Raw genomic sequence first — 23,098 nt, 5'->3', positions numbered from 1 at the left:
CCCGGCCCGCGCCGGCGCAACTAAGGTAAAACTGCCAACTTGATCAGTGGACCTGGTCCACGTCGACGAGGTCGACGCGGATGCCCCGCCCGCCGATGGCACCCACGACTGTACGCAGAGCGCGCGCGGTGCGGCCGTTGCGGCCGATCACCTTGCCGAGGTCGTCGGGGTGGACCCGGACCTCCAGCACGCGCCCGCGGCGCAGGTTGCGCGAGGCGACCTGCACGTCGTCGGGGTTGTCGACGATGCCCTTCACGAGGTGCTCGAGAGCCTCCTCGAGCATGCTCAGGCCTCGGTCGACTCGGTGGACGCGGCCTCGGCCTCGTCCGCCTTCTTGTCGGCCTTCTTCGCCTTCGGGGTGATGGCCTCACCCTTCGCCTCGTCACCCTCGAGCGCCTTGGCGAACTCGTCGAAGGAACGACGCTTCTCTTCCTTGGTCGCCGGGGCCAGCAGCGGCTTCTCCGGGGCCGGCAGGCCCTTCGCCTTCTGCCAGTCGCCGGTGAGCTTCAGGATCGCGAGAACCGGCTCGGTCGGCTGGGCGCCGACGGACAGCCAGTACTGCGCACGCTCCGAGTCGACCTCGATGCGCGACGGGTTCTGCACCGGGTGGTACAGGCCGATCTCCTCGATGGCCCGGCCGTCACGGCGGGTACGGGAGTCGGCGACGACGATGCGGTAGTGAGGCGAACGGATCTTGCCCAGACGCTTCAGCTTGATCTTGACTGCCACGGGTGTGGTGTCTCCTGGTCTTGACGTGGTTGGGCACAACGGGATGCCGCGTGGGGTTGCGGTACTCGAGTGCCCGATGGACGCGTCAGCCGGAGGAGAGAGGGGTCCTGTTCGACTGTCGAGTACAGCTAGCCATTGTGCCACATCACGCGGGGTCAGCTTGCCGCGCCCACGGCTTCCGGGATTCGGAAGGGCTTCCCGCAGCCGCCGCACACGATGGGCGCCTGCGCGAGGACCGAGGGCACGACCCGGACGTTGCGCCCGCAGTCGCACACAGCCTTGACCCGCACGCCGCCACCGGAGGAGCCGTGCCGGGCGGCCGGCCCGCGGAAGGAGCGCTTGGTGTCCGCCGCCGTGGCGACCGTGTGCGCCTTCAGGGCGCGCTGGAGCCGTTCGATGGTCGGGCGGTACCGGCGCTTGGCCTCGGGGCTGAGCGTGACCAGGGAGAAACCGCTGCTGGGGTGCGGCTCCTCGGAGTGGTCCAGGCCCATCTCCTCGGCGATCGCCAGGAATCTGCGGTTGTGGTAGCGACCGGCGCGCGAGGTGTCGCGGACGCCTCGCGCGGCGGCGATGCCGTGGACTGCCTCATGGAGCAGTCGCTCGAAGGAGAGCTCGGCGCCACATGCGGACGACGACTCTCCGATCAGGGATTCGGGCGCGGCGAGATCGGGCAGCTCGGGGTGGTGCCGCTGAATGTCGGCCCACGCCTGTGCCAGCTCTGCGGCGAGAACAGGTGGTGTCGTGCTCACGTCGTGACAACGAGCCGGAGTGCCCGCGGGTTCCATTCCGGGGCATCCCAAATAATTTGCACGTACCCGTCAGTTGCCGTTGATGCGTCCCGACGAGGGCCAGTGCGCTGATCTGCGGAGAAGCCGCGCAGCTCGCATCAAGGTGGTACGTAGCGGCGCGTACGCCCCGGCGCGTAGCCGGCCGCCGCGCGCCGGTCGCCGCCCCGGTCGAGGCGCCGGCCGGGTCGGTACACCCACCGGGCCGAGGCGCCGCACCGGCCAGGAGGCCGCCGGTTGCCGAAGGCGACCCTACCGCCACCGCCCGCTGTCGGCGCCACCGCCCCCGGGGCACGGCCCGGCCGCCCGCGCCGGGGGCGCAGTGGGGGCGGGCGGGCCCCGGACGGTGTGGTGGAAAGGGGCCCGGGAAACGGGAACGCCGCTGGCCGGGAGGGGTGGTGGGAGCCGGGCCGCCGTCCTGGCATGGCGGGAATCGCGGGGCGCCTCCACTATGGGAGGTGGTTCGTGCCGCACTCGGGGGCGCACAACCGGGGCACGTAAGCATTGCTCCCCGACCCCTGGACTTGGGGCCGGATGCGGAGTTCCCTGGCTACGGGGAGTGCGAGCGCACGTACACGGGGGCTGTCAATCAGGGCACAGACGCACAGATGGACCTCTCGGCGGATTGGGGCGCTTTCGATGACACCTATGCTCGTCCAGCACCACCCCCACCCGGCCTCGGCCCCTCCGGCTTCGGATGCGCCCGGCCGTGCCCGCGACTGGGCGGAGATCCAGGAACGGATGCTGGTCCCGCTATATGAAGCGGTGTACGAGCATCTGGAGGTCGGTACCGGAACGCGGCTCCTCGGTCTCGGATGCGGCTCGGGCCTCGCCCTGCTGATGGCCGCCGCGCGCGGCGCGCAGGTCACGGGTGTCGACACGGACCACGCGCGCGTGGACCTGGCTCGCAAGCGGCTGCTCCCCGACGCGGCAGGGCGCGAAACCCACCGCTGCGGCGAGACGAGACTGCTGTACGGCGGGCCGGCCGATGCCGCCGATCCCACCCGTCCGGCGTACAACCTCATCACGGCCTTCCAGCCGATCGGCTGCACCGCGGGTGACTCCGACGGGCTGGCGCCCGCCCTCGCGGCGGCGGTACGGCTGGCGGAACGGGGCAGCGCGGTGGTGCTGGCGGGCTGGGGCCCGCCGGAGCGGTGTGCCACATCGGCCGTGCTGCGGGTGGCGGGCAGGCTGACCGAGCGGCTGCGCACCGGCGCGACGTGGCGTCCGGCCCTCCGGGACGACCTGGAGGAGGTGGCCGCGCGGGCCGGGCTCCGGCCGGACGGCTCGGGACGGGTGGCGTGCCCGTTCGGGTACGCGGACATCGAGAGCGCCGTACGCGGCCTGTTCTCGACCGGCCTGTTCGACGCGGCCGTGGCCGCCTCGGACCAGGCGACGGTGGAGAAGGAGGTCACCGAGGCCCTCCACCCGCACGTGCGCCCCGACGGCACCGTGTGGATGCCGAACGTGTTCCGCTACCTGGTCGCCAGGACGCCCTGACGCGCCACGGCCCCGACTCGCCGGAAGGCGTGCACGGCCAGGCGTGCACGGCTACTCCTTGCCGAGGCGGGTGATGCCCGCGGCCCGGTAGGCCTCTTCCTCCTCCAGCGTCTCGTTCTCCAGGAGCGCCGCCGCCAGCGCGTCCAGCCTGGGGCGGTGCTCCTGGAGCTGCCGGCAGGCGCTCTCGTAGCACTCGTCGACGATGCGGCGCATCTCATGCGCGACCGCGTCCAGCGTCGCGGGCGCCGCCGACAGCCCGTACGCCTGCTGCGCGTCGCCCGGGATGGCGCTGAGCCGGCCGACCCGCTCGCTCATGCCCCAGCGGCCCGCCATGCCGCGCGCGATGTTCGTGACCTGTTCCAGGTCGCTCTCCGAGCCCGTGGTGATGACGCCGAAGACGACGTGCTCGGCCGCCATGCCACCGAGCGCGCCGATGATCCGGCCGCGCAGATACTCCTCCGTGTACGCGTACTTGTCGGCGTCCGGCGTCGACAGGGTCACTCCCAGGGCGCGGCCGCGCGGGACGATGGTCACCTTGCGGACCGGGTCGGCGCCGGGCTGGAGCATGCCGAGCAGCGCGTGCCCGCTCTCGTGGTACGCGGTGCGGCGCCGCTCCTCCAGGGGCATGACCAGGGCGCGTTCGGCGCCGAGCTGGACCTTCTCCAGCGCGTCGGAGAGGTCGGAGCGGGTGACCTGGTGCTGCCTGCGCTTGACCGCGAGGAGGGCGGCCTCGTTGGCGAGGTTCGCCAGCTCGGCGCCGGTCATGCCCGGCGTCGTACGGGCGACCTGGGCCAGGTCGACGTCCCCGGCCAGCGGGATGTCACGGGTGTGGATGCGGAGGATGGCCTCGCGGCCGCCCCGGTCGGGCGGGCTGACGTGGACGATCCGGTCGAAGCGGCCGGGGCGGGTCAGCGCCGGGTCCAGGACGTCGGCGCGGTTGGTGGCCGCGATGACGATGACGCCCTCCGCGCCGGAGAAGCCGTCCATCTCGGTGAGGATCTGGTTCAGCGTCTGTTCCCGCTCGTCGTGCCCGCCCATGGCGGCGCCACCGCCCCGCACGCGCCCGATGGTGTCGATCTCGTCGATGAAGATGATCGCCGGGGCGACCTTGCGGGCCTCGTTGAACAGTTCCCGTACGCGCGAGGCACCGACGCCCACGATCATCTCGATGAACTCGGACGCGGACGCGGAGAAGAACGGCACGCCCGCCTCCCCCGCCACGGCCCGTGCCAGCAGCGTCTTGCCGGTGCCGGGCGGGCCGGACAGCAGGACGCCGCGCGGCATCTTGGCGCCCATCCGACGGTAGGCCTGCGGGTTCCTCAGGAAGTCGACGACGTCGTTGAGCTCGCCCTCCACCTCGTCGATCCCCGCGACGTCGGCGAAGGTGGTCCGCTGCCCCACCTCCAGCTCGACCGGCTTGGGCGGGGCCTTGCGGCCGAGCATGCCGCCCGCCCCGAACCCGGCTCCCCTCATCCGGCGGGCGATGACCAGCCACAGCACGACGAGCAGCAGGATCGGCGCCAGCGAGAACAGCAGGTTGGCGAGGAAGCTGGGCCTGTCGACGACCGGCTCGGCCGTCACGGTGACCTTCTGCTTCGTCAGCTCCGCCCAGAGGTTGTCGTCGGCGAAGGCCGGCCGCTGGGTGGTGAAGCGCTGCTTGTTCTTCAGCTCGCCCTCAATGGCGTCGCCCTTGGAGTAGATCTTGGCGACGTTTCCATCCGAAACCTGCCGGCTGAATTCGGTGTACGAGATGGTCCGCTCGTCGCCGTCGCCGAAGAAGGACAGGGCCAGATTGGTGAGGACGAAGACGGCCACCGCGGCCAGGAGCAGCCCGATCCAGCCCGGCATCTTCTTGCGCGGCGGGGGCGGCGGCGGTGCGCCCTCGGAGCGCCAGGGCTGGTCGGTGCGGTCGCGAGGGGGTACGGAATTGGCCACGCAGCCATGATGCGAGAGGCGGACGGAAGCGGCATTACGGACGAAGGGGCGCCCACCCGTGGTGGACGCCCCTTTGAAGCCTCGCTCAGCCGATGAACCTCGCGAACCTCAGCCCATGAACTTCTTGAACTCCTCCGGGAGCTCGAAGTCCTTGCCGGGCTCACCGTTCGGCAGCCCGAACGCCCCACCCTGCTGTGCCTGTTCGCGGCGCGCCGCGGCGGCGGCCTCCTCGGCCTTGCGCTTCATCGGGTTGCCGCTCTTGCGCTTGCCCTTGGCCTGCTTGACCTGCTTCTTCTGGCGGCCGGGGCCGCCACCCATGCCCGGGATCCCCGGCATGCCCGGCATGCCGCCGCCCTGGGCCATGCGCGACATCATCTTGCGGGCCTCGAAGAACCGCTCGACCAGCGACTTCACCGCGCTGACCTCGACACCGGAACCACGGGCGATACGCGCCCGGCGGGAGCCGTTGATGATCGTCGGGTCCTGGCGCTCGCCCGGCGTCATCGACTTGATGATCGCGGCCGTACGGTCCACGTCACGCTCGTCGATGTTGTTGATCTGCTCCTTCATCTGGGCCATGCCCGGGAGCATGCCGAGCAGCTTGGAGATGGAGCCCATCTTCCGGACCTGCTCCATCTGGGCCAGGAAGTCGTCGAGCGTGAAGTCCTTGCCCTTGCTGCTCGCCAGCTTGGAGGCCATCTTGGCGGCCTCTTCCTGGCTGAAGGTCTGCTCGGCCTTCTCGATCAGCGACAGCACGTCGCCCATGCCGAGGATGCGGGACGCCATGCGGTCCGGGTGGAACGCGTCGAAGTCGTCCAGCTTCTCGCCGTTGGAGGCGAACATGATCTGGCGGCCGGTGACGTGCGCGATCGACAGGGCGGCACCACCACGGGCGTCACCGTCGAGCTTGGAGAGCACCACACCGTCGAAGCCGACGCCGTCGCGGAAGGCCTCGGCCGTGTTGACCGCGTCCTGACCGATCATCGCGTCGACGACGAAGAGGATCTCGTCGGGCGAGACCGCGTCACGGATGTCCGCGGCCTGCTGCATCATCTCCTGGTCGATGCCCAGGCGGCCGGCGGTGTCGACGATGACGATGTCGTGGACCTTGGTCCGGGCGTACTCGATCGAGTCCTTGGCGACCTGGACCGGGTCGCCCACGCCGTTGCCGGGCTGCGGGCCGTAGAAGGCGACGCCGGCGCGCTCGGCGACGACGCCGAGCTGGTTGACGGCGTTGGGGCGCTGGAGGTCGCAGGCGACCAGCAGCGGGGAGTGACCCTGGCTCTTCAGCCAGAGGCCGAGCTTTCCGGCGAGGGTGGTCTTACCGGCACCCTGGAGGCCCGCGAGCATGATCACGGTCGGCGGGTTCTTGGCGAACCGGAGGCGGCGGGTCTCGCCACCGAGGATGCCGATGAGCTCCTCGTTGACGATCTTGATGACCTGCTGGGCCGGGTTCAGCGCCTGCGAGACCTCCGCACCGAGGGCCCGCTCCTTGACCTGCTTGATGAAGGCGCGGACGACGGGCAGCGCCACGTCCGCCTCGAGCAGGGCGATGCGGATCTCGCGGGCGGTGGCGTCGATGTCCGCCTCGGACAGGCGGCCCTTGCCCCGGAGGTTCTTGAATGTCGCGGCAAGGCGGTCGGAGAGGGTATCGAACACGGTGGTCGCGGATCCTCGGGTCTAGGGGTCGGGCGGACAGTCGCCCCCAAGGGTATCCGGCTCGCGGCCATCCGTAGCAGCCCCGGCCGGAACCGGGCCTCAGGTGCGCAGGTCCGCCTCCAGCGCCCGCGCCACCTCGGCGGCGTCCGCGGGCGGCAGCGGCGCGCCGGCCGCGTCCGTGACGTAGAACGCGTCCACCGCGTTCGCGCCCAGCGTGGACACGTGGGCGCTGCGCACCCTGACCCGGGCTCCCTCCAGGGCGTTCCCGATGCGGTGCAGAAGGCCCGGGGCGTCGTGGGCGCGGACCTCGATGACCGTGGCCAGCGTCGAGCCCGCCTCCGCGACCGTGACCCGGGGTGGCGGCGCCGTGACGCCGCGCCGGCGCGGGTAGGCCGCCTCGCGCTCGGCCAGGCGGGCCCTGATGTCCAGGGACCCGTCGAGGGCGCGGACGAGGTCGGCGCGCAGCCGGGTGGCCTGCGGGAGGGAGCCGTATTCGGCCGCGACGCGCCAGTCCAGTACGAGCACGGCGGCGGGACCGAGCTCGGTGGGCAGGTCGATGGCGCGCAGGTCGGCGGAGCGGACGGTGAGGCGGTGCAGGGCGAGGACCCCGGCGACCGCGGGCAGCACGCCCGGCTGGTCGGGGAGGGCGATGAGGAGCTCGACTCCGACCGGCTCCGGTTCCGGGTGGTCGGCCGGCAAGTGTTCCTGCGCGTGCAGGGTCAGTACCGGTTCGCCGGTGCGGAGGGCCTCGACGGCGTGGCGTTCCTCCTCGGCGCTGGGGGCGGCGGGCTCGGGGGCCGGCGGGGTGTCGCCCGCCAGGACGCCGGCGACGCGTTTGACCAGGTCGGCAACGAGCGAGGCGCGCCACGAGGACCAGGCCGCGGGGCCGGTGGCGAGCGCGTCGGCCTCGGTGACGGCGTGCAGCAGCTCCAGGGTGGACGGCGACCCGATGGCCGCGGCGACGGACTGGATGGTCGCCGGGTCGTCCAGGTCCCGGCGGGTGGCCGTGTCGACGAGGAGGAGGTGGTGGCGTACGAGGGTGGCGATGACGTCGGCGTCGTGCGCGTCGAAGCCGATGCGGGCGGCCACATCGCGCGCGATGGTCTCGCCCACGACGGAGTGGTCGCCGGGCCAGCCCTTGCCGATGTCGTGCAGGAGGGCGCCGACCAGGAGCAGGTCGGGGCGGCCGACGCGGCGGGTGAGGGCGGAGGCGCGGACGGCGGTCTCGACGAGGTGGCGGTCGACGGTCCAGGTGTGCACGGGGTTGCGCTGGGGGCGGCAGCGGACGCGTTCCCAGTCGGGCAGGAGGCGGCTGATGAGCCCTTCGGCCTCCAGGGCCTCCCAGACGGGGACGGTGGGCTCCCCGGCGCCGAGGAGGGTGACGAGCTGCTCGCGGGCGTCGGCGGGCCACGGCTCGGGCAGCGGCTTGGTGGCGGCGGCGAGGCGGCGTACGGCGTGCAGGGAGAGGGGCAGGCCGTTCTGGGCGGCCGCGGCGGCGGCGCGCAGCGGGAGGACCGGGTCGCGTTCGGGGCGGGCGGTGCGGGCGAGGACGACCTCGCCGTCCATCTCGACGACGCCCTCGGCGAGCGGGGTGCGCTCGGGCTGGGCCTTGCCGCCGCGGGAGCCACCGAGGAGGGCGCGCAGGCGTGGGCGTGCGGAGCGGGCGCGCAGGACGCGGTTGACCTCGCGCCAGGTGACGTCGGCCGCGTACGAGATGGTCCGGGCCGCCTCGTACACCTGGCGGAGCAGGGCGTCGGCGTCGAGGAGCCCGAGGGCGGTGGCGACCTGGGCCTGTTCCTGGAGGGCGAGGCGGTCGGTGGCCCGCCCGGTGACCAGGTGGAGCGCGTCGCGGGTGTCGAGGAGGGTGCGGCGCGCCTCGGCGAGCCCCTCGCGCGGGGCGTCGGCGAGCCAGGAGGCGGCGACCGCCCGCAGGGCGGTGGCGTCGCGCAGTCCGCCGCGGGCCTCCTTGAGGTCGGGTTCGAGGAGGAACTGGAGCTCGCCGGAGCGGTCGGCGCGCTCGCGGCACAGCTCGTCGAGTTCGGGCAGGCGTTTGGGGGCCTGGTTGCGCCAGTCGGCGAGGACGGCGGTGCGCAGGGCGGTGACGAGGCCGAGGTCGCCGGCGATGTGGCGGGCGTCGAGCAGGCCGAGCTGGACCTTGAGGTCGTCGGCGGCGGTCTTGCGGGCCTCGGCGGGGGTGCGGACGGAGTGGTCGAGGGCGAGGCCCTGGTCCCAGATGGGGTACCAGACGCGGTCGGCGATGGCGGCCGGGTCCGTGGTGCCGTCATGGAGAAGGAGCAGGTCGAGGTCGCTGCGCGGCGAGAGCTCGCCGCGCCCGTAGCCACCGACGGCGACCAGCGCCACGCCGCGCGCGGGGGCCGCCTCGGCGAACAGCGCGGCCAGCCAGTCGTCGGTGAGCCGCGCCAGGGCCGCACGGCGCGGCGGCCCGGACCGCTCCTCCTGTCGCAGGAGGTGCAGCCGGGCCGCCGCGTAGCCGCTGGGTCCCGAGTCTTCGCTGGTCACTTCGGTACTCGTCACCCCAGGGGCTCCTTACAGTGCGTCGGGTCCGCGCTCGCCGGTGCGGACGCGTACGGCGGTGTCGACGGGGACGCTCCACACCTTCCCGTCACCGATCTTGCCGGTGCGGGCCGCCTTCACCACCACGTCGATGAGCTGTTCGGCGTCGTCGTCCTCGACCAGCACCTCGATGCGGATCTTGGGGACGAGGTCGACGGTGTACTCGGCGCCCCGGTAGACCTCGGTGTGGCCGCGCTGCCGTCCGTAGCCGCTGGCCTCGGTGACGGTCAGGCCCTGGACTCCGAAGGCCTGGAGGGCCTCCTTGATCTCGTCCAGCCGGTGCGGCTTGACGACCGCGGTGATGAGCTTCATGCGTCCACCTTCTTGTTCTCCGCTGCGGGCAGGGCCTCGGTGAGGGTCTTGCGCGAACCGGCTCCGCCGCCGGCCCCGCTGAAGTCGTACGCCGTCTCGGCGTGCTCGACCTGGTCGATGCCCCGGACCTCGTCGTCCTCGCTGACCCGCATCCCCATCACCTTGTCGATGACGAAGGCGAGCAGCGCCGAGACGACCAGAGAGTAGGCGAGGACCGCGAAGACACCGGTGGCCTGCTTGCCGAGCTGCTCGAAACCGCCGCCGTAGAAGAGGCCCTTGGCGTCGGACTGGACGCCGCCGGTGGCGAAGAAGCCGACCAGCAGGGAGCCGACGACACCACCGACGAGGTGGACGCCGATGACGTCGAGGGAGTCGTCGTAGCCGAACTTGTACTTCAGGCCCACGGCCATGGCGCACAGCAGACCCGCGATGGCGCCGATGGCGATCGCGCCGAGCGGCGAGCAGGAGCCGCCGGCCGGGGTGATGGCGACGAGGCCGGCGACCGCGCCGGAGGCGGCGCCGAGGGTGGTGAAGGCGCCGTGGCGGATCTTCTCGTACGCGAGCCAGGCGAGCATGGCGGCGGCGGTGGCGACCTGGGTGTTGACGAACATCACCGCGCCGACGCCGTCGTCGTTGCCGAGCCAGGAGCCGGCGTTGAAGCCGAACCAGCCGAACCACAGCAGGCCGGCGCCGAGCATGACCAGCGGCAGGCTGTGCGGCCGCATCGGGTCCTTCTTGAAGCCGACGCGCTTGCCGATGACCAGGATCACGCCGAGGGCCGCGGCACCGGCGTTGATGTGGACGGCGGTGCCGCCCGCGAAGTCGATCACGCCCATCTCGAAGAGCCAGCCGCCGGAGCCCCACACCCAGTGGGCGACGGGGAAGTAGACGACGGTGACCCACAGGGCGATGAACAGCGCCCAGGCGGTGAACTTCACGCGGTCCGCCAGCGCGCCGCTGATCAGCGCGGGCGTGATGATCGCGAACATGAGCTGGAAGACGGCGAAGACGTACACCGGGATGGTGTAGCCGTCCCACAGCTCGGTGATCCCGATGCCGCTGAGACCGACGTAGTCGGACGACCATCCGACGACGGAGCCGGTGTCGGTGCCGAAGGCGATGCTGAAGCCGTAGAGCACCCACAGGATCGTGACGATCCCGAGGCTGATGAAGCTCATCATCAGCATGTTGAGGGTGGACTTCACGCGGACCATGCCTCCGTAGAAGAAGGCGAGGGCCGGCGTCATGAGCATCACCAGGGCGGAACAGATGAGCATGAACCCGGTGTTCGCGGCGGACAGCGTTGCGTCTGCCGCAAGGGTCGTGATGCCTGGGGGCATCGGCGTCTCCTCGTCGTCGGTCGGCCTGTGCGGGGCGGAGCCGGTGCTGCGCCGGCTATGAGGGGTGGCCGGTTATGGGCCCGAGATTTGCGCAGCGCTATTTCGGTCGATGCCGCACGATGTTTCGCCGCAGTGACGAAGAGGTCCGGTGTGTTACGTCGCTATGAACCGCCGGGTCACGGGGATGTCACGGGAGTACCCTCTGCGCACGTCACGGGACCGGCCGCGACGGTCACCCTGTTGACCTGGCAATGGGGGAGCCGAGTCGGGCTGTACGGGGTGACGGTCGCGGCCGGAGTCTGTGCCGTATGTGTCGTGCACCGTGCGCGTCTCGCGCCGTGTGCGTCTTACCGTGTGCGTCTTGTGCCGTGTGTGTTCGGACCGGTGTCGAAACCTGTGGTCAGACCGCCTCGGCGGTCTCCGGAAGCTGCGCGGTGAGCTTGTCGGTGAGCCTGGCGACCTCCGGTACGTCCCCGAAGTCGCGGGCCGCCGTGTCGACGGTCTTGCGCAGCCGGGTGTTGACCCGCTCGGAGCGGACCCGCCGGGCGACGCCGAGGGCCTGCTCGGCGAGCTTGGTGGCCTCCTCGGGCTCACGCTTGAGCAGGTGCACGGTGGCCATGCCGACCAGGTTGAGCGCGTAGGAGCGCTGGTGGTCCTCGTCCTTGGAGAAGAGGTCCACGGCCCTCTCCATCACGGGCTCGGCGAGCGAAGCGTACGTGGGGCTGCGGCCGGCCACATAGGCGAGATCCCGGTAGGAGTGGGCGTTCTCGCCGTTGAGCTCGGCCTCGGAGAAGAAGCGGATCCAGTCGGGCTCGGGCTCGCCGTCGAGGCCGACGTCGGCGAAGGTGTCCTCGGCCATGCGCACGGCGCGCTTGCACTTGCTGGGCTGGCCCATGTTGGCGTACGCCCGGGCCTCCATCGCATACAGCATCGCCTGGGTGCGGGCGGTCGCGCAGTCACGGCTCCCGTACTGGGCGAGGTGGATGAGCTCCAGGGCGTCGTCGGGCCGTCCGAGGTGGATCATCTGGCGGCTCATGGAGGAGAGGATGTACGAGCCCAGCGGCTTGTCACCGGCCTCCTTGGCGGCGTGCAGGGCGAGCACGAAGTACTTCTGGGCAGTGGGCTGGAGGCCCACGTCGTAGCTCATCCAGCCGGCCAGTTCGGCCAGTTCGGCGGCGCACTTGAACAGCCGCTTCGCGGTCGCGCCGGGCTGTGGCTCCTGCAACAGGTCGGTGACCTCGTGAAGTTGGCCGACAACCGCCTTGCGGCGCAGCCCGCCACCGCACTGGGCGTCCCACTGGCGGAACATGACGGTGGTGGACTCCAGCAGGTCCAGCTCGGCGCGGGAGAGCCGGGTGGGGCGGCGCGGCGCGGTCGGTTCGGCCCGGGCCGGTTCGCCGGCCGGGGTGGGGACGAGCCAGCGCTGCATGGGTTCGATGAGCGCGGGGCCGGCGGCCAGGGCGAGCGAGGTGCCGAGGAAGCCCCGGCGGGCCAGCATCAGGTCGCTGCGGGAGAAGTCACTGAGCAGGGCGACGGTCTGCGGGCCCGCCCAGGGGAGGTCGACGCCGGACACCGAGGGTGACTGGTGAGCCGTGCGCAGACCGAGGTCCTCGACGGCGACGACGCTGCCGAACCGTTCGGAGAACAGCTCCGAGAGGATGCGCGGGATGGGCTCGCGCGGCTGCTCGCCGTCGAGCCAGCGCCGCACGCGCGAGGTGTCGGTGCTGATGTGGTGTGCGCCCATCTGGCGCGCCCGGCGGTTCACTTGACGCGCGAGCTCGCCCTTCGACCAGCCGCTGCGCACGAACCACGAGCTCAGTTGCTCGTTCGGGCGCTTCCCGGCATTCGTACCGTCTGCGCCACTGCCGCCCACTGGAAGGCCCCCATCCGCCGAGTCGCTGTTGCGCGAACCTTTATCAGAATGCCGTCAGTTGTCGCCGCCCGTCCGGAGGTTGAACTCTTCGAACAGTGAACCGGCTTGCCTCCGGCATACCCACCTGGGCGGTCGCTACCCTGGGTTCGTGCACTGAAAGTAATCCTACGATCACGGGTCGGCGAGGCCGTTTCCATAAACGCCACCATTCGCCACCCCTTCGAATGAACTCTGTCGCCGCCAGGCGCGATTCACTTGACACTACGACGATCGGGAGTCGGCGGACCGTAGCGCGCGGAGGCGCGCACTACGGATCGCACCACCAAGCGCACCACCGCGCGCCGCCCGTTGGGGTAAGGCCGCGACGGAGCGTCACGGCGGCGCTCCGGGTCGTAACCACCGGCGAGTTCCACCGTTGGAGGGGACATGGGCTTCACGATCGGCGGCACCCGCATCCTGTCCGGCTCGCGGCGGCGCGGCGCCCGCGCCACGGAGTGCACCGTTGTGGCGGAGTACACCGGCCTGTGGGGCTGGGACGTGGTCCCGGGCGCACGGGCCGCGTCGGGCCGGTGCTCCTGTGGAGACCCGGACTGTACGGCCCCGGGCGCGCATCCGCTCGACTTCGCGCCCGAGGTGCCCGCGGGCTCGACGCTCGACGCGGTCACCGAGGTGTGGTCCGGGTTCCCGGGCGCGGCTCTGATGCTGCCCGTCGGGCGCACCTTCGACGTGCTGGAGGTCGCGGAGACGGCCGGTCGCCGGGCGCTGGTCAGGCTGGAGCGGATGGGTCTGCCGCTGGGTCCGGTGTGCGTCACGCCCACGGGCCGCGCCCAGTTCTTCGTGGCGCCCGGCGCGGCGGCGGAGCTGCCGCAGCTCCTGTACCGGATGGGCTGGGACGACGCCGACCTGGACCTGCGGTGCCTGGGGCGGGGCGCCCACATCACGGCCCCGCCGTCGGACCACGCGGGCCTGGGCCCCTCGCGCTGGCTCCGTCCCCCGGCCCTCGACGTGGGCGCCCCGCCCCAGGCCCGCCTGCTGCTGGGCACGCTGGCGTACATCTGCCACCGGTCGGGCATGTGAGTCCGGCCGTGGCGTGAACCCGCCAGACCGTGAAGGCGTCAGGCCGTAAATCCGCCGACCTGAAAACCCGATAGGCCGGGAACGCGGCCGGGGCGGCACCCCCTCGTGGAGGTGCCGCCCCGGCCGATGGCGTCCGTACCGCCGCGTCAGTCCCCGATCAGGGCGTCGACGAAGGCCTCCGGCTCGAAGGGGGCCAGGTCGTCCGGGCCCTCGCCCAGGCCGACCAGCTTCACCGGGACGCCCAGCTCCCGCTGGACCGCGACGACGATGCCACCCTTGGCCGTGCCGTCCAGCTTGGTGAGCACGATGCCGGTGATGTCGACGACCTCGGCGAAGACCCGCGCCTGGACCAGCCCGTTCTGGCCGGTCGTGGCGTCCAGGACGAGCAGGACCTCGTCCAGCGGGCCGTGCTTCTCGACGACGCGCTTGACCTTGCCGAGCTCGTCCATCAGACCCGTCTTGGTGTGCAGCCGGCCCGCCGTGTCGATGAGCACCACGTCGGCGCCCTCGGCGATACCTTCCTTCACCGCGTCATAGGCGACCGACGCCGGGTCGCCCGCCTCCGGACCGCGCACCGTGCGCGCGCCGACCCGCTCGCCCCAGGTCTGGAGCTGGTCCGCGGCCGCCGCGCGGAACGTGTCGGCCGCGCCGAGCACGACCGACTTGCCGTCGGCGACCAGCACCCGCGCCAGCTTGCCGGTGGTCGTGGTCTTTCCGGTGCCGTTGACGCCGACGACCATGACGATGCCCGGGGTGTCCAGGTCGCTCTCCGTGTGGACCGTGCGGTCCAGGTCGGTGCCGACCAGGGTGAGCAGCTCCTCGCGCAGCAGGGTGCGCAGCTCCTCGGGCGTACGCGTACCGAGCACCTTCACGCGCTCGCGCAGCCGCTCCACCAGCTCCTGGGTCGGCGTGACGCCGACGTCGGCGGTGAGGAGGGTGTCCTCGATCTCCTCCCAGGTGTCCTCGTCGAGGTGCTCGCGCGACAGCAGGGTCAGCAGGCCCTTGCCGAGGCTGTTCTGCGACCGGGCGAGCCGGGCGCGCAGCCGGACCAGCCGGCCGGCGGTCGGCTCCGGGACCTCGATCTCGGGCGCGGGCGGGGCCGCGACGAGCGGGTCCTCGACGGCGGCGGGGGCCTCCAGGGCCTCTTCGGCCGTCGGGAGGTCCACCTCCTCGATGGTGCGGCGCGGTTCCTCCCGCGGTGTCTCCGCCTCCTCGCCGACGTGCGGCTCGGCGGGCGGAGCGGTGATGGTCGGCGTGCTCGACGGCGCCTGGGGCGGCGGCAGCTTCTTCTTCTTGCGGCTGCTGACCACGAGGCCGCTGATCGCGCCGACCGCGACCAGAGCGATGACTACAGCAAGGATGACGATTTCCATAACCCGTCCAGTATCGGCCACGACCGCCCCGTCGAGCGGTCTCGGAGCATGCACTCGGGACCAAGGCCCCTGTTTGGACCTTTATGGACAGGAACGTACGATGCGGGGAATCCCCCTCTTCCCGCACGGAGCTGATCCATGCCCCACGCCTCCGAATCCGAAGGCGCGATAGAGACCCGCGGTCTCGAGCCCGTCCCCGATGCCGAGCGCACCGGTCACATCCGGGAGCTGTTCCCCACCTGGGTCGCGGCGAACATCAGTGTGCTGCTGCTCACCATGGGCGCCGGCCTGATCGTCTTCAACGGCCTGAACTTCTGGCAGGTGCTGACCGTCGCGATCGCCGCGCCGGTCCTCTCGTACGGGATCGTGGGTGTGATCTCGATCGCGGGCAAGCGCGGCGGTTCGCCCGGCATGGCGCTGTCCCGGGCGGTGTTCGGCCAGCGCGGGAACCTGTTCCCCGGGACGCTGATCTGGGTGGCCCGCTGGGGCTGGGAGACGATCAACGCGGTCACGGGCGCGTACGCCGTGCTCACCGTTCTCGATCTGCTCTTCGGCATCAAGAGCAACACCCCGCTGATCATCGTCACCCTGCTCCTCTTCGTGGCGGCGACCTTCCTGGTCTCGGGGCTCGGCATCAACGCGCTGCGCGTGTGCTCGAAGTGGTCGACGTATCTCTTCGGCGCGTTCTCGGTCCTCGTCCTGGTCTATCTGGTCGCCAACACCGACTGGAGCGCGGTCTTCGCCAAGCCGGCCGGTTCGACGGCGATGATGATCGCGGGCATCGGCACGATCGCGGCGGGCGGCATCAGCTGGGTGCCCTCCGGCCCCGACTTCACCCGCTATCTGCCGCGTACGGCGTCGTCCAGGGCGATGGTCGCCTCCACGGTCGGCGGAGCCGGGATCGTGGTGCTGCCGATGGTGCTGATGGGCGCGGTGATGGCGGTGTCGACGCCGAGCCTGGCGTCCGCGCAGGACCCGGTGTCGTTCATCGGTGAGCTGCTGCCGGCGTGGATCTCGGTGCCGTACCTGGTGATCGCGCTGATCGGCATGCTGCTGATCAACTCGATGTCGATGTACTCGGCCGGGTTCACCGCGCAGACGCTGGGCATCAACGTGCCGCGCGCCTGGGCGGTCAGCGTGAACGCGGTGATCAGCCTGGTCTTCGGTTTCCTGCTGATGGTGGTGGCGACCAGCTTCATCGGCTCGTTCATCTCGTTCCTGACGCTGCTGGCGGTGGCGTTCTCGGCGTGGATCGGGGTGTTCGGCGTGGACATGCTGCGGCGGACGTCGTACGACGGTGCGGCGCTGATGGACACCACGCGGACGAGCGCCTACTGGTACCGGGGCGGTTTCGCGTGGCAGGCCATGGCCGCGTGGGGCGTGGCGCTGGTGGTGGGCCTGCTGTTCACGAAGGTCGACTGGTTCGCCGGCCCGCTCGCGGGTTCGTGGATCGGCGCGAACGGTCTGGGCTGGCTGGTGACGATCGTGGTGGCGGCGGTGCTGTACGCCGTGCTGCCGCGTACGGCCCAGGCAGCCGGCACGGCTGCTTCCGAGCCGGAAGCCGTCACTGTTTCCATCTGACGTCACGTCAGCTAACGTCCCCCTTCGCCGCGTTCAGTCGTCCGGCGGAGGGGGACTTCTCATGGCCTTCACAGTGGTCCGGTTCAACCTCGTCGCGCCCGGGGCGACCCCCGAGGCGCTCTCCGACCGCTACCGGGCGGCGCTGGAGATGGCCGCGTACGCCGACGGCATAGGCGTGGACACCATCCAGACGGAGGAGCACCACGGCGCCGCGAACAACTGGCTGCCCTCCCCCTTCGTCTTCGCCGGCGCGGTCTTCGGGGCGACCCGCCGGATCTCGGTCACCGTCTCGGCGGTGATCGGCCCGCTGCACGACCCGCTGCGGCTGGCCGAGGAGGTCGCCGTGCTGGACCTGCTGTCGAAGGGGCGGCTGGTGACGGTGGCGGGGATCGGCTACCGGCCGGAGGAGTACGCGGCGCACGGCGTCGACTGGGGCAGGCGCGGCGAGCTCCAGGACCTGCTGCTGGAGACGGTGCTGAGGGCGTGGACCGGCGAGGAGTTCACGTACCAGGGGCGTACGGTACGGGTCACCCCGCGCCCGTACACGCGGCCGCGTCCGCTGCTGCTGGTGGGCGGTTCGTCCCGGCCGGCCGCCCGCCGCGCCGCCCGCCTGGGCCTGCCGTTCTTCCCGAGCGCGCACCTGCCGGAGCTGGAGGCGTACTACCACGAACAGCGCGCCGCGTACGGGACGGAGGGCTTCTGCATGATGCCGGCCGCGTCGGTGCCGCTGCTGCACCTGTCGGAGGACCCGGACCGCACCTGGGCGGAGCACGGGGAGCACTTCCTGCACGAGGCGCGGACGTACGCGTCCTGGCAGTCGGGGGCGGTCCGCTCGGCGGTGCGGTCGCGGGCGACGACGGTGCAGGAGCTGCGGGCGGAGGGGGTGTACCGGGTGGTGACGCCCGAGGAGTGCCTGGCGCTGGGCGCCGACAGCCTCGTACTCCACCCTCTTTGTGGGGGTATGCCGGTGGACGAGGGGTGGCGTTCCCTGCATCTGCTGGGCGAACACGTACTGCCCCGGCTCAAGGCCGTCGGGGCCTGAACCGGGGCAGTTTTCGTATCGAGGAGAGGGGCAGCGGGGATTAGCCCATCTCCTCCAACGCCTTGCCCTTGGTCTCCTTCACGTACTTGAGCACGAAGGGGATGGAGAGCACGGCGAAGACCGTGTAGATGACGTACGTACCGGAGAGGTTCCAGTCGGCCAGGGACGGGAAGCTCGCGGTGATGGCCCAGTTGGCGATCCACTGCGCGGAGGCGGCGACGCCGAGTGCGGCGGCGCGGATGCGGTTGGGGAACATCTCGCCGAGGAACACCCAGACCACCACGCCCCAGGAGAGGGCGAAGAAGAGCACGAAGAGGTGGGCGGCGACCAGGGCGACGATGCCCTGGGTGGCGGGCAGTTTGCCGTCGACGAGGTCGGCGGAGAAGGCCCAGGCCTCGAAGGCGAGGGCGAGCGCCATACCGGCGGAGCCCACCAGGGCGAGCGGCTTACGACCGACCCGGTCCACCAGGACCATCGCGATCACGGTGCCGACGATGTTGATGATCGACGTGGTGAACGAGTAGAAGAACGAGCTCTCCGGGTTGACGCCGACCGACTGCCACAGCGTCGAGGAGTAGTAGAACGCGACGTTGATGCCGACGAGCTGCTGGAAGACGGACAGGCCGATACCGACCCAGACGATCGGCAGGAAGCCGAAGCGGCTGCCGAGCAGGTCGCGGAAGGTCGACTTGTGCTCGCGGCGCATGGCGGTCTCGATCTCGGCCACGCGCGCGTCCAGGTCGACGCCCTTGCCCTCGACCTCGGAGAGGACCTCCCGGGCCTTGTCGTGACGGCCCACGGAGATCAGGAAGCGGGGCGACTCGGGGATCGCGAAGGAGAGCAGGCCGTACAGCACGGCGGGGACGACCATGACGCCGAGCATCCACTGCCAGGCCTCCAGGCCGGCGATCTCGCCGCGCTGGTCGCCGTCGGCCATGTTGAGGATGGCCCAGTTGACGAGCTGGGAGACGGCGATGCCCACGACGATGGCGGCCTGCTGGAAGGAGCCGAGCCGGCCGCGGTAGGCGGCGGGGGCGACCTCGGCGATGTACGCGGGGCCGATCACCGACGCCATGCCGATGGCGAAGCCGCCGACCACGCGCCACATGGCGAGGTCCCAGAGGGCGAACGGCAGGGCGGAACCGACGGCGCTGACGGTGAACAGCACGGCGGCGATCTGCATGCAGCGGATGCGGCCGATGCGGTCGGCGATCCGGCCGGCGGTCGCGGCGCCGATGGCGCAGCCGATCAGGGCGATGGCGATGACCTGGGCGAGGGTGCCGGAGCCGATCTCGTACCGGTGGCGGATGGCCTCGACGGCGCCATTGATGACGGAGCTGTCGTAGCCGAAGAGGAATCCGCCCATCGCGGCGGCCGCCGTGATGAAGATGACATGGCCGAGGTGGTCGGGATGGGCCTCTCGGGCCCCCGACGCCGGCGGCTGCGCTGTGCTGGTCACGTGAACTCCTGGTACCCGGCGCCGTCGCCGGGCATGGGGGGCGAGCCCTTCAAGTGGCGCACAACTTCACGCCGCCCACCACTTGAAGGTAAAAGCAACGTTGCAGAGACTATTCCTTCAAGTTTCGAAGTCAAGAGTCTTTGGTCGATGAATCTGGACCTACGGCGTGTTGCCTTGCGTTCAGTACTTGAAGCTGTTGCCCTGGGGCAGCTCAGCGGAGGCGCTGGCTGATGACCTTCGAGACGCCGTCCCCCTGCATGGACACGCCGTAGAGCGCGTCCGCGACCTCCATGGTCCGCTTCTGGTGGGTGATCACGATGAGCTGGGAGCTCTCCTGGAGCTCCTGCATGATCCGGATCAGCCGCTGGAGGTTGGTGTCGTCGAGCGCCGCCTCGACCTCGTCCATCACGTAGAACGGGCTCGGCCGCGCCTTGAAGATCGACACGAGCATGGCCACGGCCGTCAGCGACCGCTCCCCGCCGGACAGCAGCGACAGCCGCTTGACCTTCTTCCCCGGCGGGCGCGCCTCGACGTCCACGCCCGTGGTGAGCATGTTGTCGGGGTCGGTCAGGACGAGGCGTCCCTCGCCGCCCGGGAAGAGCCGGGCGAAGACACCCTCGAACTCCCGGGCCGTGTCTCGGTACGCCTCCGTGAAGACCTGCTCGACGCGTTCGTCCACCTCCTTCACCACCTGAAGAAGATCGGCACGGGTCTTCTTCAGGTCCTCCAACTGCTCGGAGAGGAACTGGTGGCGCTCCTCCAGCGCCGCGAACTCCTCCAGCGCCAGCGGATTCACCTTCCCGAGCTGCTGGTACGCCCGTTCGGCCGACTTCAGGCGCTTTTCCTGCTCGGCGCGGACGAAACGTCTCGGCTGGTTACGGGGGTGGTCCGGGTCGTCCGGCAGCTCCTCCCCCTCGGCGGGCGGGGACGGCGGAACGGGCTGGTCCGGCCCGTACTCGGCCACCAGCCCGGCCGGCTCCACGCCCAGCTCCTCCAGCGCCTTGGTCTCCAACTGCTCGATGCGCAACCGCTTCTCGGCGCCCAGCACCTCGCCCCGGTGCACCGAGTCCGTCAGCTTGTCCAGCTCGGCCTTCAGGTCCCGGCCCCGGGCGCGGGCCGCCGCCAGGTCCTGCTCGCGCGCCGCCTTGGCCGCCTCGGCGGCCGCCCGCTCCCGCTCCGCCCGCACCACCGACACCTCGACGTGCGCGAGGAGCTGGCGGGCGCCGGACGCGACGGCCGTGGCGACCTCGGCCTCGTGGCGCAACCGGGCGCGGCGCTGCTCGGCACGCGCGCGTGCCTCCCGTTCGGCGCGGGCGGCCCGGTCGAGGGCGTCGGCGCGGCCGGCCAGGCCCTTGACCCGCTCCTCGTGCGTACGGACCTGGAGGCGGGCCTCCATCTCGGTCTGGCGGGCGTTGGCGCCGTCGGCGGCGAGCCGGTCGCGCACCGAGGTGTCGGGCTCCTCCTCGGCCGGAGTCTCCTCCGCGACCGCCAGCCGCTCGGCCAGCTCCTCGGCCTCCTCGGTGGCCCTCTCCAGGGCCTCCTGGGCGCGGGCGGCCGCGGCGGCGGTCCGCTCGGCCTCGCCCGCGGCGCCGCGTGCCTGCCCGGCGAGCCGCCCGAGGGCCTGCGCGACGGAGGACTTCTCCCGGTCGGCCGCCCGGCGCCGCTCGGCCAGCTCCTCGACCCGCGCGGCCGAGGCACGGCGGCGCTCGGTGGCCTCCGTCTGCGCGGCGGCGAGCTCCTCGCACCGTACGGCCAGCTCGGCCAGCTCGGCGGCGGCCTCGTCGACGGACGCCTGCACCTCCAGCAGGCTGGGCGCCCCGGCCGACCCGCCCTGCGCGAAGTGCGCCCCGAGGAGGTCCCCCTCGGCGGTGACGGCCACGAGCCCGGGGCGGGCGTACACCAGGTCCTCGGCGTCCTCCAGGGTGGCGACGACCACGACGTCCCGCAGCAGGCGCCGCACGGCGGGCATCAGCTCCTCCGGCCCGCGCACCAGGTCCACGGCGTACGTCCGGCCCTCTTCGCGTACGTCGCCCTCGGCGCCGCCCGGCAGCCCGCCCAGCAGCAGGGCCGCGCGCCCCGCGTCCTGCTTGCGCAGCAGCCGGATCGCCTCGGCGGCCGTCGCCGGGTCCCGTACCGCGATGGCGTCGGCGGCCGCGCCCAGGGCGGCGGCGACCGGCACCTCGTACCCGGGCGTCACGGTGAGCAGTTCGGCGGCCGGGCCCAGCAGGCCGGCCAGGCGGTCGGTGGCGGCCAGCAGCGCGCCCGTCCCGTCCTTGCGGCGCAGGCCCAGCGCCAGGGCCTCGTGCCGGGCCTGGGTCGCGGCCCGCTTCCGCTCCGCCGCGGTGGCGGCCTCCCGGGCGGCGCTCAGGGCGGCCTCGGCGTCGGCCAGCTCGCGCTTGGCGGCCTCGTGGAGGTCGGCCAGCTCGGCGTCGCCCGCGTCCAGCCCGTCGACCTCCGCCTTGAGCGCCTCGTACTCCTCCTGCGCGGCGACCGCCCGCTCCTGTGCCTCGTCGCGGGCGGCGGCCAGGCGGTCGATCTCGGCCTGCGCGGAGGCGGCACGCGAGCGTGCGGCGCCCACCTGTCCGCTCAGCCGGGTCAGGCCCTCGCGGCGGTCGGCGATCGCCCGGGCCACGTCCTTCAGGCGCCGCTCCTCCACCGCGAGTTCCCGCTCCAGCTCGGCGCGGTGGGCGACGGTGTCCTCCAGGGCCCGCTCGGCCGCCTCCAGCGCGGCTTCCAGCTCGGCCTCCTGCTCGCGGATGCGGGCGGCCTCCCGCTCCAGGTCCTCGGGGTCGCGGCCGCGCCGCTCCTCCACCGGCGGGGCGGTGGCGCTCTTCACGCGCGCGTCGGCCAGCGAGATCGTGCCGCGCACCCGCTCGGCGAGCTGCGACAGCTCGTACCAGGTCTGCTGGGCGCGCTGGAGCCTGGGCGCGAGGCGCCGCACCTCGTCCTCCAGCTCCGCCTCCCGTGCGAGGGCGGCCTTCAGCTCGGCCTCGGCCCGCTCCTTGCGCTCCTTCAGCGCGGCCTCGTCGGCGATCTCGGCCTTCAGTGCCTCCTGGAGGCGTACGAGATCGTCGGCGAGCAGCCGCAGCCGGGCGTCACGCAGGTCGGCCTGGATGACGGCGGCCCGCCGCGCCACCGCCGCCTGCCGCCCGAGCGGCTTGAGCTGGCGGCGCAGCTCGTCGGTGAGGTCCTGCACGCGCGCGAGGTTGGCCTGCATCGCGTCCAGCTTGCGCAGCGCCTTCTCCTTGCGCTTGCGGTGCTTGAGGACGCCGGCGGCCTCCTCGATGAACGCCCGGCGGCCCATCGGGTCGGCGTGCAGGACGGAGTCGAGCTGGCCCTGCCCGACGATGACGTGCATTTCGCGGCCGATACCGGAGTCGCTGAGCAGATCTTGGATATCGAGCAGCCGGCAGGTGTCGCCGTTGATCTGGTATTCGCTGCTGCCGCCGCGGAACATGATCCGGGTAATGGTGACTTCGGCGTAGTCGATGGGCAGCGCGCCGTCGGAGTTGTCGATCGTGAGGGAGACCTCGGCGCGGCCCAGCGGTGGCCTGCCGGTCGTCCCGGCGAAGATGACGTCCTCCATCTTGCCGCCGCGCAGCGACTTGGCTCCCTGTTCCCCCATGACCCAGGAGAGGGCGTCCACCACATTGGACTTGCCCGAGCCGTTCGGTCCCACGACGCACGTGATTCCCGGTTCGAACCGGAGGGTGGTGGCGGAGGCGAACGACTTGAAGCCGCGCAGGGTCAGGGCCTTGAGGTGCACGCCCCCGGACTCTACCTGCCGCTTCCCGTTTGACCCATGAATGTGCAGGGCACATCAGAGGTTAAGGATCAGGTGGAAGATCACATTGTGGCC

Annotated in this window: 16 protein-coding genes; 4 read left to right on the top strand and 12 right to left on the bottom strand. The window is 71.8% G+C overall.

Going from position 1 to position 23,098, the window contains the following annotated elements:
- Nucleotides 1-43: 43 nt before the first annotated feature.
- From AB0J57_RS31255 to AB0J57_RS31245, 3 genes are all read right to left on the bottom strand, one after another.
- Nucleotides 44-283 (bottom strand): RNA-binding protein, encoded by a 240-nt coding sequence (locus AB0J57_RS31255; protein WP_018850017.1) that lies wholly within the window; start codon nucleotides 281-283, stop codon nucleotides 44-46.
- Nucleotides 284-285: 2 nt separating this feature from the next.
- Nucleotides 286-729, bottom strand: a complete 444-nt coding sequence (gene rpsP, locus AB0J57_RS31250) for a 30S ribosomal protein S16 (RefSeq protein WP_366131726.1) — start codon at nucleotides 727-729, stop codon at nucleotides 286-288.
- Between the two features lie 155 nt (nucleotides 730-884).
- Nucleotides 885-1,478, bottom strand: coding sequence for a hypothetical protein (locus AB0J57_RS31245; RefSeq protein WP_198944041.1), 594 nt, complete (start codon nucleotides 1,476-1,478; stop codon nucleotides 885-887).
- A gap of 675 nt (nucleotides 1,479-2,153) precedes the next feature.
- On the opposite strand from AB0J57_RS31245, the gene AB0J57_RS31240 reads away from it, so the two are divergent.
- Nucleotides 2,154-3,014 (top strand): methyltransferase domain-containing protein, encoded by an 861-nt coding sequence (locus AB0J57_RS31240; RefSeq protein ID WP_366131725.1) that lies wholly within the window; start codon nucleotides 2,154-2,156, stop codon nucleotides 3,012-3,014.
- A 51-nt stretch (nucleotides 3,015-3,065) separates the two neighbouring features.
- Here the strand turns inward: AB0J57_RS31240 and ftsH are convergent, their stop codons facing one another.
- The 6 genes from ftsH to AB0J57_RS31210 all read right to left on the bottom strand — a co-directional run bounded on the left by ftsH (nucleotide 3,066) and on the right by AB0J57_RS31210 (nucleotide 12,707).
- Nucleotides 3,066-4,949 carry an ATP-dependent zinc metalloprotease FtsH gene (ftsH, locus tag AB0J57_RS31235; RefSeq protein ID WP_366131724.1) on the bottom strand — a complete coding sequence of 628 codons (1,884 nt, stop codon included), beginning with the start codon at nucleotides 4,947-4,949 and terminating at the stop codon, nucleotides 3,066-3,068.
- A 108-nt stretch (nucleotides 4,950-5,057) separates the two neighbouring features.
- Nucleotides 5,058-6,608 carry a signal recognition particle protein gene (gene ffh, locus AB0J57_RS31230; protein ID WP_366131723.1) on the bottom strand — a complete coding sequence of 517 codons (1,551 nt, stop codon included), beginning with the start codon at nucleotides 6,606-6,608 and terminating at the stop codon, nucleotides 5,058-5,060.
- Nucleotides 6,609-6,707: 99 nt separating this feature from the next.
- Complete coding sequence (locus tag AB0J57_RS31225) at nucleotides 6,708-9,143, bottom strand: [protein-PII] uridylyltransferase (protein ID WP_366131722.1); 2,436 nt, start codon at nucleotides 9,141-9,143, stop codon at nucleotides 6,708-6,710.
- Between the two features lie 12 nt (nucleotides 9,144-9,155).
- Nucleotides 9,156-9,494, bottom strand: coding sequence for a P-II family nitrogen regulator (locus AB0J57_RS31220; protein ID WP_084904268.1), 339 nt, complete (start codon nucleotides 9,492-9,494; stop codon nucleotides 9,156-9,158).
- Nucleotides 9,491-10,834, bottom strand: coding sequence for an ammonium transporter (locus AB0J57_RS31215; protein WP_366131721.1), 1,344 nt, complete (start codon nucleotides 10,832-10,834; stop codon nucleotides 9,491-9,493). The genes AB0J57_RS31220 and AB0J57_RS31215 overlap by 4 nt, the downstream gene beginning before the upstream one ends.
- Before the next feature lie 400 nt (nucleotides 10,835-11,234).
- Complete coding sequence (locus AB0J57_RS31210; protein WP_366131720.1) at nucleotides 11,235-12,707, bottom strand: hypothetical protein; 1,473 nt, start codon at nucleotides 12,705-12,707, stop codon at nucleotides 11,235-11,237.
- A 426-nt stretch (nucleotides 12,708-13,133) separates the two neighbouring features.
- Here AB0J57_RS31210 and AB0J57_RS31205 point away from each other — a divergent pair, with 426 nt between their 5' ends.
- On the top strand, nucleotides 13,134-13,784 hold the full coding sequence (locus tag AB0J57_RS31205; protein WP_366131719.1) for a bifunctional DNA primase/polymerase: 651 nt from the start codon (nucleotides 13,134-13,136) through the stop codon (nucleotides 13,782-13,784).
- A gap of 146 nt (nucleotides 13,785-13,930) precedes the next feature.
- Here AB0J57_RS31205 and ftsY read toward each other — a convergent pair whose 3' ends face one another.
- The gene (gene ftsY, locus AB0J57_RS31200; protein ID WP_366131718.1) at nucleotides 13,931-15,157 is read right to left on the bottom strand and encodes a signal recognition particle-docking protein FtsY; all 1,227 of its coding nucleotides are present in this window, start codon (nucleotides 15,155-15,157) and stop codon (nucleotides 13,931-13,933) included.
- Between the two features lie 138 nt (nucleotides 15,158-15,295).
- Between ftsY and AB0J57_RS31195 the strand changes: the two genes are divergently transcribed.
- Together AB0J57_RS31195 and AB0J57_RS31190 are read left to right on the top strand one after the other, a co-directional pair.
- Entirely contained in the window at nucleotides 15,296-16,738 is a 1,443-nt protein-coding gene (locus AB0J57_RS31195; protein ID WP_366131717.1) for a cytosine permease, read from the top strand.
- Nucleotides 16,739-16,799: 61 nt separating this feature from the next.
- On the top strand, nucleotides 16,800-17,780 hold the full coding sequence (locus AB0J57_RS31190; protein ID WP_366131716.1) for an LLM class flavin-dependent oxidoreductase: 981 nt from the start codon (nucleotides 16,800-16,802) through the stop codon (nucleotides 17,778-17,780).
- Between the two features lie 40 nt (nucleotides 17,781-17,820).
- On the opposite strand, the gene AB0J57_RS31185 is transcribed toward AB0J57_RS31190, so the two are convergent.
- A complete protein-coding gene (locus tag AB0J57_RS31185) occupies nucleotides 17,821-19,239 on the bottom strand; it encodes a sugar porter family MFS transporter (RefSeq protein WP_366131715.1) in 1,419 nt (472 codons plus the stop codon).
- 211 nt (nucleotides 19,240-19,450) lie between these two features.
- On the bottom strand, nucleotides 19,451-23,005 hold the full coding sequence (smc, locus tag AB0J57_RS31180; protein ID WP_366131714.1) for a chromosome segregation protein SMC: 3,555 nt from the start codon (nucleotides 23,003-23,005) through the stop codon (nucleotides 19,451-19,453).
- Nucleotides 23,006-23,098: the final 93 nt, after the last annotated feature.

Origin of the sequence: Streptomyces sp. NPDC049837 (assembly GCF_040674455.1) — a bacterium.
GTDB lineage: Bacteria > Actinomycetota > Actinomycetes > Streptomycetales > Streptomycetaceae > Streptomyces.
Note: the sequence above shows the minus strand (reverse complement) of the source record. Positions and strands in the feature narration are given on the sequence as shown.

Excerpts from the sequence above, each read along its gene's own strand:
- AB0J57_RS31255 (WP_018850017.1), bottom strand. The coding sequence starts at position 283 with ATGCTCGAGGAGGCTCTCGAGCACCTCGTGAAGGGCATCGTCGACAAC.
- AB0J57_RS31240 (WP_366131725.1), top strand. The coding sequence starts at position 2,154 with ATGACACCTATGCTCGTCCAGCACCACCCCCACCCGGCCTCGGCCCCT.
- AB0J57_RS31220 (WP_084904268.1), bottom strand. The coding sequence starts at position 9,494 with ATGAAGCTCATCACCGCGGTCGTCAAGCCGCACCGGCTGGACGAGATC.
- AB0J57_RS31215 (WP_366131721.1), bottom strand. The coding sequence starts at position 10,834 with ATGCCCCCAGGCATCACGACCCTTGCGGCAGACGCAACGCTGTCCGCC.
- AB0J57_RS31205 (WP_366131719.1), top strand. The coding sequence starts at position 13,134 with ATGGGCTTCACGATCGGCGGCACCCGCATCCTGTCCGGCTCGCGGCGG.
- ftsY (WP_366131718.1), bottom strand. The coding sequence starts at position 15,157 with ATGGAAATCGTCATCCTTGCTGTAGTCATCGCTCTGGTCGCGGTCGGC.
- AB0J57_RS31195 (WP_366131717.1), top strand. The coding sequence starts at position 15,296 with ATGCCCCACGCCTCCGAATCCGAAGGCGCGATAGAGACCCGCGGTCTC.
- AB0J57_RS31190 (WP_366131716.1), top strand. The coding sequence starts at position 16,800 with ATGGCCTTCACAGTGGTCCGGTTCAACCTCGTCGCGCCCGGGGCGACC.